The organism is Cytobacillus oceanisediminis, from assembly GCF_022811925.1.
Taxonomy (GTDB): domain Bacteria; phylum Bacillota; class Bacilli; order Bacillales; family Cytobacillaceae; genus Cytobacillus; species Cytobacillus oceanisediminis_D.
This window is the reverse complement of record NZ_CP065511.1, coordinates 1,603,112-1,615,722: the sequence shown is the minus strand read 5'-3', so window position 1 is coordinate 1,615,722 and position 12,611 is coordinate 1,603,112. Positions and strand designations below refer to the sequence as shown.

The window sequence follows — 12,611 nt, the reverse complement described above, 5'->3', positions numbered from 1 at the left end:
GATAATTAACAACAACTGTTTAACAGCGAAATGAAAAATTGTAATAGATGATTAAAGATCTCCTACCTGTTGGGGCATGGACTCGCTATCAATACACGGTACATTTTGTGGATTCTTTTCACTATCAGCGTCCTTTTGAGGAACTGACTCTTCATCAAAATGAAACTCAGGAAGTGGTTTGCGAAACCATTTAGTCATATAGACAAGATATACGAAGCCGCATCCCATCCAAATGCCCCCGAGAACAAGTGCCTCCATTTCTAAATGTGACCATAACCATAAAGTAAAAGCGGCACCAATCAGCGGCAAAATCAGATAACGGATGAAATCGTTAAAAGAACGTTTGTGATTCTTGATAAAATAATGGGCAATGACTGATAGATTAACAGATGTAAAAGCAATAAGTCCTCCAAAATTGATAAACTTAATCACTTGTTCCAATGTCAAGAAAATAGCTATTAATGAAACGGCACCGATCACAAGGATGCCACGTGAGGGGGTTTTAAAATTGGGATGAATATATCCAAATATTTTTTTTGGCAAAGCGGAATCTCGTCCCATTGCATACAACACACGGGATGCACTTGTAGTTGAAGCAACACCCGAAGAAAAGTTGCCAATAATCACCGCTGTAATAAAAATGGATTTAAATAAATTGCCACCAATAAGTAAAGCGATTTCAAGTGCTGCAGAATCAGCATGTTTGAATGAGAATCCCGGATGTACCAACTGTGCTAGATAAGAAGAACCGATATACAAGACTCCGATAAACACTAGCATGATGATAATCGCTCTTGGGATCGTTTTCTCCGGATTGATTGTTTCCTCTGACAAGGTGGTGAGTGAGTCGAAGCCAAGAAAACTAAAACAAAGGATGGAAGCACCTGCTAGGATTACGGACAAGGAAACATCTGGATTAAACAATGGTTTACTTGAAAGAAAACTGCCTGTTCCTACTCCTTCTAATAAATTCTTGACGGTTAATATCCAGAAAAGACAAACAAAAATGATTTGAGCAATAACAAAAATCTTGCTGGCGAATGCAGATATCTCTACGCCAAGCATGCTCGGTGCCACAATGCTGGCAGTTAAAAGAATGATCCACACATAATGCGGGATATCTGGAAATACTGCATTTAAAAAGACCGTAGACATCAAGCAAGTAACCATTGGCGTTAACACATAATCTAGCAAAATCGTCCAGCCGACAAGGAACCCAATTTCAGGATTAATCGATTTTTGTGTAAAGGTATAAGCTGACCCTGAGATCGGGTATGCTTTTGCCATTTTTCCATAGCTGAGTGCTGTAAACAAGATCGCTAGAAATGCAATCGTGTATGCACTCGTAATAACCCCCTGTGATGTTACTGCAGCGATTCCATAAGTATTAAAAAATACCATGGGGTTATTCCATGCAATCCCTAAAAAAACAACCTGTGACAAAGTAAGTGTTCTTACAAGAGCTTTCATAAATCAACTCCCTCCCTGTCAATAAATTTAATTCTCAGAGGATTATGAAAATTATGTGTTTTCATTGTAAACCTTGTTGTTACACAAAGGTCAATAGCTGTATACTATTTTTTAAGGAGGTGGTTCAACTGGGGGTTAAGGAAAAATTAACCATCGGCGAGATGGCAAAATTACGAGAAGTAACAACGGAAACTTTGCGCCACTATGATCGGATTGGCTTATTCAAACCGCAATATGTCGATCCCCAATCAGGATATCGCTATTATTCTATTTTTCAGTACGAAATTTTGGGAACCATTAAAGAGTTACGGCAGCTTGGGATGAGTACGGACGAAATAAAGGATTATTTCAAGGAACGTAATTTTAGTAAGTCCCTGGATATTTTAAAAGCAAAGCACTTCGAACTTGTGTCAAAACTAAATGAGTTAAATGACTTGGAGGAAAATATTCGAGTAAAAATTGGATACTTGGAGCACGTAGCAAAAGAGAAAGAACTTCAAAAGGTGTTTTTCCGTGAAATAGGAAGAAGGAAATTAATAACCTTACATGAAAAAATAAATAATAATTTGGAACTCAGTTATGGTGTCATCAGGCTAGAGAATATGCTCACTGAGAAAACACCGATTCTGGCCAGTAACAGACTGGGCATTATTATCTCAGAGGCGGATCTGAGAGCGGAGCGGTTTGAGGAACCATCCGTTATTTTCGTAGTCGCAAAAAATAAAGAAAAAATACCAAAGCAGTACCAAAAGACAGTTCCCTCTGGGTTATTTGCGTGCATCCGTTATAACGGAGAATTATTGTGGAATCGAAGCGAGAGTTTAAGTAAAGTGTTAGAAAATATAACTAAAACGGGATATCGAATAATCGGCGATGCCCTGCAAATCATGCATGTTGATATTACAATCACAGACAAACCAAATGAGATTACATTTGAAATACAAGTGCCTGTTGAAAAGTCTGATTCGATCTAAGAACTCAGAAAGTAATTCATTAAAATAAAAACTAACAGATTGGCAAGACAATTTGAGACTGGCTGAGTTTATACAGACCATCTAAAAAGAGGGGATTTATCAACCTTTCTTTACTCTGCTATTCTTATTTTATAAAAAGAAAGGGAGAAATGCTTTTGCATTCCTCCCTTTTTCATCATCATCCCTTGTTATTGCTTCGGCTCAAGACCGACAAGACGCAGGAAGTATGCTAAATCCTTCTTGCCATTGCCAAGTGATTCTTTTGGCTCCTTTTTAGCAGGTGCATCCGGTCCCTTCGTTAAGAAGTTTTTCTCGACGAAACGAATATCTGTTTCGTCTACCACGCCGTCTTGATTGATATCTTGCGGCACGATCGATGGATCATTCGTACCATAGGCCTCTGTGATACTTTGAATATCGAGAATATCAATCATGCTGTCGTCATTCACGTCACCTGCAAGACCTTTACCGCCTAATCTAACATGTTGCCCGCGCATCTCACCGTTTACAGAATATCCAGGAATGAATTTCTTCATCACTTTGAGATGTCCCGGAACATCAATAACAACTGTGTGTGCTTCAGTAGAAGCTGGGATACCATGAATAGTGTAGAAACCTCTATTATCAATTGTTCCCTTATATTTTTTACCGCTTGGGGACATCGCATATACTTGGGCACCGATTTTTGTATAATCCGCTTTTCTCAAATACTGAGAGTTCTCAGGCCCAATCAAAAATGCTTCTGGCTGGATAGAACCCTGCACTCTCGAATGCGTTGGAATAATATTAAAGTTTTCTGTTCTGAAATAAGGAATGGCAGTAGCTGCTGTTTGTCCCGCTTTCATATAAGAAGCCTGTTGTACATTAAATCCGATAACATTATCGAAATATGCATCACTTACTACTTTGAACGTAACATCAAGAAAAGGCATATCTCCATCCATACCGCTGAATGCATCCCCTTTCATAGATGCGCCGACTTTCACTGTATTATTGTGAGTTCCTTCCTTCACGACAGGCTCTTGCAACGATACCTCCAAGCCTCTTTCCTTTGCATACTCATTTACCGCATTGTTCAGTTTCACATTCTCAAACTTAAACAGATCATTCATGAATTCGACTTGGTATTCCCCGGATACAAGCTGCTTCACATTATTGAGGCTAAGTGTCATTGTTACAGTATCACCGATTTTTACATCTTTCTTATCATAACTAGAAGTCGTATATTCCGTACCTTCTTTTACAAAGACATAGTTTTGCTTACCCATTGCCGTTGCAATATCATACGTAGTCAAAGTCAAATGTAAAGGTTTTGTTGCAATATCACTTTCCTCAATTCCGAATTTCACATCTCCATTCGCTTGGATTGGGAAGTATCCATCTATGAATCCGGAGTTTGCAGAGTAACCCATTGTGTTAGACGATTGATCATAGTTTAACCCTTTGGATTTTAATAGATCCACTGTCGCATCCTTTGCTGTTCCATGCAGCCATACCGCTTTTTGGCCATCCTCTTCCGTAAACATGGAGTCATTAATCTCGATTACACCCGGTTTTTTATCCAAATTTACTTCCGGTGCTGTATTGTCCACAATCAGTGGATTATCGACCACATATGTTTTTCCTTCTTCGTCATGCCCGATCAGTTCCAGTATATAATCGCCTGCCGGAAGCTTCACAGGAAGATCACCAATCGGCTTGGAAGGATCATTTGTAAATGGATAGACCGTACCGGCGAACGCATTGATTAAAAAAGTTTCCACATCAATTGATAATTTACTCGTGTTTGCTGTTCCTATGAACCCTACAGCTTTTCCTGTTTTACTGTCCTTAACAAGCACATCAATGGTTTTCACCGGGCTATTCAGCTTCATGATGACATGGACAAACGGGTACATATATTGCCAGAAAGGCGTCGTATTTGTCACGGATGGACTGCTTGTTTTCGCATAGTCAAATCCCTTTTCCGTCACCATGACAGCAAATGGAATTTGATAGGATTCAGCAGGATTGTTCACATTGGTTACATGAATATACCCTTCATATCTTCCTGCCGCTGCGCTGGTTGGAATCGTTATTTTTGGCTGGAGCTCCTGTTCTTGGCCGCCTCCCACTGTAATCGATGAAGGCACTGCCACTTTTACACCGTTCTTCACTGCATCTTGAATGCCTTTACGCTCGCCATGATACTCCACTTCTAGGTTAAAAGATTTTTCTTCCTGGCTGTTGTTTTGAACCGTCACCTTTTTGCTTGCTTCAATTGGTGCATCACCTTTTTTATAATATCTGCCGAATACGATGGAGCCGGTTTGTTCGTCAATTTCTACGACGTTTCCATTTTCGATATTTTTTGTCTTATCCCATACTTTGATGGATGTATCTGTATGAACCGCTTGATAGGCATCGATTCGTCCTGCACCCACTTCGTATACAGAATAATCGCCTTTTAAATCGTCTGAAGTATTCATGAGTGCCGATTTTACATCGAAAGGAGTGTATTCCGGATGCTCCTGCAAAATCAATGCTGCTGTACCTGCTGTATGAGGAGCAGCCATAGACGTACCCGATAAGCGCACATAGGCATTGCCATAATTAATGCCATCCTGCGGATCATTGATAAACTCCGGTGCTGTTGAGAAAACCGACACACCTGGAGCGACAACATCCGGCTTAATATCATAATTTCCATTTACCGGCCCACGCGAACTGAAATCTGCTAAGTGATCACCTTCCGTTTTTGTGTTACTTAACGTTTCAAATGTGAAGGAGCTTTCGCCCAGTCCCTTTAATCGCTCACCATCCGCTTTTGACAGGCGGAAAGAAGGGATTAATCCGACGGATTCGCCCAAGTAGGCAGATATTTGCCCATCAACATTGTTGTACACAATCACTGCTTTAGCCCCGGCGTTTTTAGCATTCTTGATTTTTTCATCAAACGTAATTTCCCCACGCTGAATCAGCGCAAGTTTCCCATTGACATCTTTTCCAGCAAAGTCAGCAGCTTTACCAAGCCCTGCAAATACAATTGGTAAGGATTGCCCCTGCAATTCTGCTAATCGATCAGAAAAATCTTTACCCAGCAGTTGCATATTTTCAAATTTTTCTCCGGAAGCGCTTCCATTAAATGTCGGAATGGACATCGAAGCATCGCTTGCTCCTACTGATATCCCGAGAGCAGCCGTTCCTGGAGAACCGAGGGTTTTTTCGCCTGGTCCGGAGTTTCCTGCGGCAACAACCGTCACCACTCCTGAAAGCATGGCGTTATTCGTTGCGACAGAAGTAGCATATAACGGATCGTTGGTTCTGGCACCGAGCGACATATTGATGACATCCATGCTATCTGCAATCGCTTGATCGATTCCAGCAAGGATTCCCGCTGTATCTCCCCCTCCCCAAGGTCCTAATACTCTATAAGCATATAAATCTACTTCAGGTGCTACCCCTTTTACAGCGTAATCGACATTGTTTTTCTTTTGGGCTGCAATCGTCCCCGCGACATGTGTCCCGTGGTTTGTGTAATACACTAAACCAGGATATTCTGGCTTGCCGGCATTGATCCAATCCTCGTATGTCGTTTCCATTGGATCGGCATCATTATCGATAAAATCATATCCGCCTTTATAAGCTTCTTTTAAGTCAGGATGATTGTAGTCAACACCTGTATCAAGAACACCGACTTTTATTCCCTTACCGGTAATGTTCTCGGCATGTAGCTTGTCCACACCAATTTGCGGAATACTGTCTGCCATTTTTGGATCGATCACTTCTTTTGTTTTTACCGGCGGTTCCACTTTTACTTCGTAATCTTTAAAAATACGTTTCACTACTCCAGATTGCAGCAAATCCTGCACGGCCACGCCAGGCAGCGTCATCGCTACACCATTAATGGCGTTTGTATACTCTCTTGTGATCTTTACATCTTCTGCTTTGTATTTGGTTACGTTTTTCTGTGATTTCAATGATTGCACATGTTCTATAAAAGCCTTGTGGGATTCTTTTACTTTTTCATTCGCATCAGCAGTAGATAGTTTCGTTCCTTTCGCCGCTTGTTTCATCACTTCAATTTTCGCCGGTGCCTGTTCAAATTCCACGATGACTTTGACTAATTCCGGACTATTCACATTAATATCCTGAGAAATCGTAAAGTTTGGTTTGGCATCCAATTGCTCTAACGCTTTTCTTTGTTCTGAAGACAGGCTCTTTAGAATTTCTTCCGCATGATCCACTGGATTCAGTTCATAGGTGCTTTTCGCCAATACGTTATATGGAGTGCCTTGAGATAGTAACATGCCTACAGCCAATGTTCCTGTAAGGATCTTCCTTATTTTTTTCCTCTTCATATCGCATCCCCTTGTCCTATTTAATTGTTTTTTACATACAAGTCATATAAAAATAAATGTATGCAACTAGCAAACTATGTTTCGACATTTATCATCCCACATTTCTACTTTTCTGAAAATTAAACATAGGACGTAAATTTTACTGGTATTGGTTCTATACCAACATAAAACAAAAGTACTATTCCAAGAGTGAAATAATCAGGGAAAGTACTTTTTTAACATTTAAGTTATTTTTAATTAAGAAAAAGGAACAAGTTGATTTCGAACGGCATATATGACTGCCTGTGAACGGCTTTTCACATTAAGCTTTTTGAAAATCTTATTGATGTGAATTTTGACGGTCTTATCACTGATAAATAAGGCTTCAGCGATTTCTTTGTTGCTAAGACCTTTGACCAATTCAAACAGTATTTCTTTTTCACGCTCTGTCAGCGCATTTTCAGTTGATTCGGATTTCGTTTGCTGGTGATGATACGTGATCAGCTTTTTGGTCATGCGGGGATGAATAACCGAATCTCCTTGTGATACCATTCGAATCGCTTCCACCACTTGTTCAGATGACGAGTCCTTCAATAAATAGCCATCTGCCCCCGCACGAAGTGCTTCCATTAAATATTCATCATCTTCAAACATCGTCAAAACAAGAACGCGGCAATTCGGATACTGACTTTTCACGAGGGACGTGACCTCAATGCCATTTTTTCCTGGGAGATTGATGTCCATCAAAATACAATCAGGTCGATACTCTTCTACTTTCTTCAATACCTCATTCCCGGAAACGGCTTCTCCTGCGACTTGGATGTCAGATTCGAGATCTAATATGCTCCGAATTCCATCACGCAAAACTGTATGATCATCCACTAATAATACTTGAATCATGATACCCCTCCTTTATTTCTGAATCTGGAATTAATAATGTAATTTCTGTACCTTTTCCTATGGAACTATCAATCTGAAGGGTAGCACCCAGCTTTTCAGCTTGTTCATTCATATTCAAAATGCCATAATGAGGCTCATGCTTTGTTTTAATCATGGATTCAAAAAGGGAAAAACCAACCCCGTTGTCCTTCACTTTTAAAAGCACATGTTCACGCTGATAGCTTAGAAGAATATCAACTTCGTCTGCTTTTGCATGCTTTACAATATTCTGCAGGCTTTCCTGTAAAGTTTCGAAGATAACTCTTTCTTTTGTAAAACTGAGTGGTCGTGAACGGCCCCTTTCATGATATTTAATCGCCAGATCATAGTCTTGTTTGATCGATTGAATTTTATTTGCAATGGCTTGTTTTAGCCCTAGTCTTTGGGTAGGATATGGCTTTAAAGCATAGATAGAATAGCGGACTTCACCTAAACTGTTCCGTAATTTTTTTATACTTTTGTCTACCGTTTGCTCCATGTTTCCTGATTGATCTGCGGACTGCCTCAGAGATGATTCCAGCTGAAATATGACCCCGGCTAATACTTGTGCAATTCCATCGTGAATTTCCCGGGCAAGCCGATTTCTTTCTTCCAGGATCATTCGTTTTTCCTGCTCCGAGACGAGCGACCGTGTTTTAAGCAAGCTGCCCAATTGATTGGCAAACGTAGATAAGGATTGTATATCTTCGGGAATAAAACTCGCCCCCCTGCTTTTACCCGCAACAAACATCCCTACCAATTCATGATTTACTTTAAGGGGCAGATAGACAAGGGAACGTATGACATCTTCAAATATTTCATCACCCGGAGCCATACCTGTTTTCCAATCAGCAGCAACAAAGGTTTCTGAGATCTCTTCAAAATTCGGATTAGAAGAGTTTGAACGATTGGAATGCACCTTTCCATCCTTTAACAGAATCATCCAGTCTCCTCCTTCTTTTGTCCATAATGCATAGGCCTGTATCCCCAAGAATCCTTGGAGTGTTTGTTTCATCTGATGTAAGTTTTTGGCAGATAGCCCGTGACTTAACTCTGTCGTAACAGAAAATAGGTTATATAATCGTTCTTTTTCAATCCGTATTTGCCGCATGAAGGAGCTAATGATGCAGATTGCTACAAGCGGGAAAAAGAAGAACAGAACGGTAATTCCATCCAACTCTCCGAGATATCGGTGTTCTAGAATATAAATAAGGGAAGCGTAAATCAGGCAAAAACTTCCACTCAACAATAGTAATATATTTTTCTTGTACCACTGTTCCAGTGAATATGGCTGAGGAAGAAGAACCATTAAAAGATCGTATAAAAGGGTGTTGATCAGGCAAAAAAATATGGTAAATATAAGGAAGCTTATTAATTCTTCATATAAAACCGGGAGGTTCATCTCCGTAAAAAAAGAAATACATTTGTTGGAAACCCATTCTGCCAAAATGATACTAAAAGCAAATTGGGTGCAATTAAATAATGTCCTTTGCATTGGCAAGCGACGAAGTGTATGAGTGAATACCATTGCACATACACAAGCAACAACCGTTATATGTATTCCAAACTCCCAACTCATTGGATAAATAAGCGTCAGGCTGAGTGTAACACCTCCTCTTCCAATCCGGATCGGAAAATACTCAGTAATCCCCATAAACACTGCTAACAGCAAAAGAGTTATGGGTTCAGAAGGCATTTCACTTTTACATATAGAAAAGATAACAGCAATCACACCAAGAAAAGAAATAGAATAAATATAAAAACTTGCTATTCGTTCCCTCCTAGTAATAGAGTCTATCTTTTTCAAAACGCCACCTTCCTTTATTTCAAAGAATCTATTTATCCATTATTATCTAACAAAAAACCGGCACTGGCAAAATGGAAAAATATCCACTAGCCAATAACCGGCTGTCGCTCACCTCATATGGCGGGACACAATACTAGTATAATATTTAATCGTTCATTTGCCTGTTCATCTAATGTTATAATTTGTAAATATCTTATGCTTTAGATGTATAGTACAAAGGATATAGTCGGCATTCCGTCAAATGCCATTAATTATAACCGCCTGTCAGGTTTTTCACTTTAAAGCCATGCTGTGTGGCTCCATTCGGATGATGCACTATTATTTTGAACACGCATCTTTCCAATTGATTCTTTTTGAACCTTTCCCACAGGTCTTAATCGATTTTCGGCTTTTAATGCTTTTTCCGTCCTCCCAAACTTTTTTTGCGTCATTCTCACTGCTAATGCGTCGTCCTTTCCCAGATTTGCACCTTTGCACTCAACACACCTTAATCCCCTACCTGCTTCACAAATTTATACATCATTAATTCATCGGCATACGTTCCATCCGTTCTCTTAATATGCTTAATTTTTCGGCCTTCCTCTAGGAATCCTAATTTTTTATATAGGTGGATAGCACGTTCATTGTAGGAAAAGACTTCAAGGCAAACTTTTTCCAAACCGGGCTCTTCTTCCGCCCATTTAAGGAAATGGTTCATCAATTTTCCGCCAAGTCCTTGATTGCAGTACTTTTCCTGAATCGTAATCCCAAAATAACCAAGGTGGCGCACCTTCTTTCTTTGCGAACGCCTAAAATTAAGCATCCCAATCACTTCATTGTCAATTTCCGCTAATAAAATGAGGTCCCCGGATTGAATGCTCTGCTCAATCCATACTTCCTCTTCCTCAATTGTCATATTAAATTCTTCGGATTCAGTCATTAAAAAATCGCTTTCCCCAAAAGCCTTCCGGCAATGTTCCAAAATTGCTTCTGCATCCTTTTTGTAAGCTGTACGAATTTGCAAATTCTGCTCCCCCACTCTTTTTTAGAATCTATTATATGGAGCAATGCAAATAATTTCCATGTTTTTTTACCATAATAAAATGGAATTAAAAGAGTATTAATGATTTGGAGGGATTTCGTAATGTCTAATACTCAAAACAATCCAAAGGAATTTCCGCCTCAGCATCAGGATCATCAGCCCGGCACAGAGGCGCCAATGCAGCCTGAGCCCCAAACTGTTGATCCAAATTATAAAGGGTCTGATAAATTAAAAGGAAAAGTTGTTTTAATAACAGGCGGAGACAGCGGCATCGGAAAATCAGCCGCCATTTATTTTGCCAAAGAAGGAGCCAGCGTGGCAATTGTCTATTTGGAAGAACATGAAGACGCAGAAAAGACTAAAGAGGCCATTCAGGCTGAGGGACAGGACTGTCTGCTGATCTCCGGTGATATCGGAAGCGAAACATTCTGTAAGGATGCAGTCAAGAAAACACTTGATAAATTTGGTCAAATCGATGTACTGGTTAATAATGCAGCCGAGCAGCATCCTCAAAAAAGCCTGCTTGATATCACTGCTGAACAGCTTGAAAAAACATTCAGAACAAACATCTTTTCATTCTTCCATCTGACAAAAGCAGTACTTCCTCACCTTAAAAAAGGAAGCTCAATTATCAATACTGCTTCCATAACAGCTTATGAAGGCAACGAGCAGCTAATCGACTATTCTTCAACAAAAGGTGCGATTGTCTCCTTTACACGCTCATTGGCCAAATCGCTGGCTGAACAGGGAATCCGGGTAAATGGAGTTGCTCCTGGACCTATTTGGACACCGCTTATTCCGTCTACATTCACCGCGGATAAGGTATCGAAATTTGGATCAAATACTCCAATAGGCAGAGCAGGACAGCCTTATGAATTAGCTCCGGCCTATGTCTATCTTGCCAGTGATGATTCATCTTATGTGAGCGGCCAGATGATTCATGTAAATGGCGGCACAATTGTAAATGGTTAAACGAAGAAGGAAGCCTAAAGTAGGCTTCCCTTTTTTTAAGATATAATCAATGGCTCTTCACTATTTGGACTGCTGCATGAGCAGCGTTTTATTATTTTATGAGGAATAATAATTCGCTTTACAGGCTCCCTCGGGTTTTCAATTCTGTAAATTAGGCTTCGTGCAGATTCAAATCCCAGATCGAATATATTGATGTCGACAGAAGTTAGAGGAGGCCTGGACATTTCAGCCAACAGCACATTATTAAAGCTGATGATAGACATATCTTCAGGAACTCTTATACCCAATTCATCCAACGTATTCAAGACACCCAATGCCATTAAGTCGTCGGCAACGACAAGGGCGGTTGGAGGTTTTTTCAGGGAAATGAGTCCTCTGACAGCTTCCTGGCCTCCTTCTTTTAAGAATTCTTCATGAACAATATATTCATTTACCAGCTCAATGCCAGCATCCCTTAATGCTTTTTCATAGCCAAGCAGCCGTTCAACTGTAACGGTTAGATTCAAGTTTCCGCCGACAAACGCAATTTGCTTATGGCCAAGCTTAATCAAGTATTCCGTTACTTCTTTGGCTGCACGGAAATTATTATTATCCACGTAAGTGATTTCTTCTTCATCTGAAAAAGGCTTGCCTATAACAACAAATGGGAAATCCCTTTCCTTTAAGAAGGCCAGAACTTTATCCTCCACTTTTGAATACAGCAATATCACTCCATCTACCCGGCCGCCCTGTACCATCTGGACAACACCTTCATAAATCTCATCATCCGTTTTCCCGGTTGTCATATGGAGGGCATATTGCCTTTCATGAGCTCCCTCGCTCAGACCCCTAAGGACAGTTGGAAAGAAGGGGTTCTGAAATACAACATCCGTAGAACTGGGCATTATCAGTCCAATTGCGCGGGTTGACTGGCTTGCAAGGCTTCGGGCAATAAAATTCGGATGATATCCTAATTGTTCCATTGCCTCCCTGACTTTTTGCTTGGTTTTCTCGCTGATGCGAGGATTGTTGGCAATTACCCTTGAAACAGTAGAAGGCGCAACTTTTGCCATCTTTGCTACATCTTTAATTGTGACTGCCAATAGAATCACCCTCTCCGTGAGGTCTCTGTTATTAATATTATAATCAAA

8 protein-coding genes are annotated in these 12,611 nt (G+C 40.2%); 2 read left to right on the top strand and 6 right to left on the bottom strand.

All coding sequences use genetic code 11. The features are described from left to right. Positions 1-51: 51 nt before the first annotated feature. Positions 52-1,470: an APC family permease gene (locus IRB79_RS08355; protein WP_243508046.1), complete on the bottom strand. Its 1,419-nt coding sequence runs from the start codon at positions 1,468-1,470 to the stop codon at positions 52-54. Positions 1,471-1,514: 44 nt separating this feature from the next. On the opposite strand from IRB79_RS08355, the gene IRB79_RS08350 reads away from it, so the two are divergent. Beyond that, a complete protein-coding gene (locus tag IRB79_RS08350; RefSeq protein WP_243508045.1) occupies positions 1,515-2,444 on the top strand; it encodes a MerR family transcriptional regulator in 930 nt (309 codons plus the stop codon). Positions 2,445-2,632: 188 nt separating this feature from the next. Here IRB79_RS08350 and IRB79_RS08345 read toward each other — a convergent pair whose 3' ends face one another. The 4 genes from IRB79_RS08345 to IRB79_RS08330 all read right to left on the bottom strand — a co-directional run bounded on the left by IRB79_RS08345 (position 2,633) and on the right by IRB79_RS08330 (position 10,491). Beyond that, positions 2,633-6,784, bottom strand: coding sequence for a S8 family serine peptidase (locus tag IRB79_RS08345; protein ID WP_243508044.1), 4,152 nt, complete (start codon positions 6,782-6,784; stop codon positions 2,633-2,635). A 237-nt stretch (positions 6,785-7,021) separates the two neighbouring features. Further along, positions 7,022-7,663, bottom strand: a complete 642-nt coding sequence (locus IRB79_RS08340; protein ID WP_243508043.1) for a response regulator — start codon at positions 7,661-7,663, stop codon at positions 7,022-7,024. Continuing rightward, positions 7,638-9,488, bottom strand: a complete 1,851-nt coding sequence (locus tag IRB79_RS08335) for a GAF domain-containing sensor histidine kinase (RefSeq protein ID WP_243508042.1) — start codon at positions 9,486-9,488, stop codon at positions 7,638-7,640. Before IRB79_RS08335 ends, IRB79_RS08340 begins: the two co-directional genes overlap by 26 nt. 487 nt (positions 9,489-9,975) lie before the next feature. Next, entirely contained in the window at positions 9,976-10,491 is a 516-nt protein-coding gene (locus tag IRB79_RS08330) for a GNAT family N-acetyltransferase (protein ID WP_243508041.1), read from the bottom strand. Between the two features lie 120 nt (positions 10,492-10,611). Here IRB79_RS08330 and IRB79_RS08325 point away from each other — a divergent pair, with 120 nt between their 5' ends. Then, positions 10,612-11,481: an SDR family oxidoreductase gene (locus tag IRB79_RS08325; RefSeq protein ID WP_243508040.1), complete on the top strand. Its 870-nt coding sequence runs from the start codon at positions 10,612-10,614 to the stop codon at positions 11,479-11,481. Positions 11,482-11,516: 35 nt separating this feature from the next. Here the strand turns inward: IRB79_RS08325 and IRB79_RS08320 are convergent, their stop codons facing one another. Continuing rightward, the gene (locus IRB79_RS08320) at positions 11,517-12,563 is read right to left on the bottom strand and encodes a LacI family DNA-binding transcriptional regulator (protein WP_243508039.1); all 1,047 of its coding nucleotides are present in this window, start codon (positions 12,561-12,563) and stop codon (positions 11,517-11,519) included. Positions 12,564-12,611: the final 48 nt, after the last annotated feature.

Bases quoted from the DNA above. Each gene is read 5' to 3' on its own strand.
- IRB79_RS08355 (WP_243508046.1), bottom strand. From the start codon at position 1,470: ATGAAAGCTCTTGTAAGAACACTTACTTTGTCACAGGTTGTTTTTTTA.
- IRB79_RS08350 (WP_243508045.1), top strand. From the start codon at position 1,515: ATGAAAATTATGTGTTTTCATTGTAAACCTTGTTGTTACACAAAGGTC.
- IRB79_RS08345 (WP_243508044.1), bottom strand. From the start codon at position 6,784: ATGAAGAGGAAAAAAATAAGGAAGATCCTTACAGGAACATTGGCTGTA.
- IRB79_RS08340 (WP_243508043.1), bottom strand. From the start codon at position 7,663: ATGATTCAAGTATTATTAGTGGATGATCATACAGTTTTGCGTGATGGA.
- IRB79_RS08325 (WP_243508040.1), top strand. From the start codon at position 10,612: ATGTCTAATACTCAAAACAATCCAAAGGAATTTCCGCCTCAGCATCAG.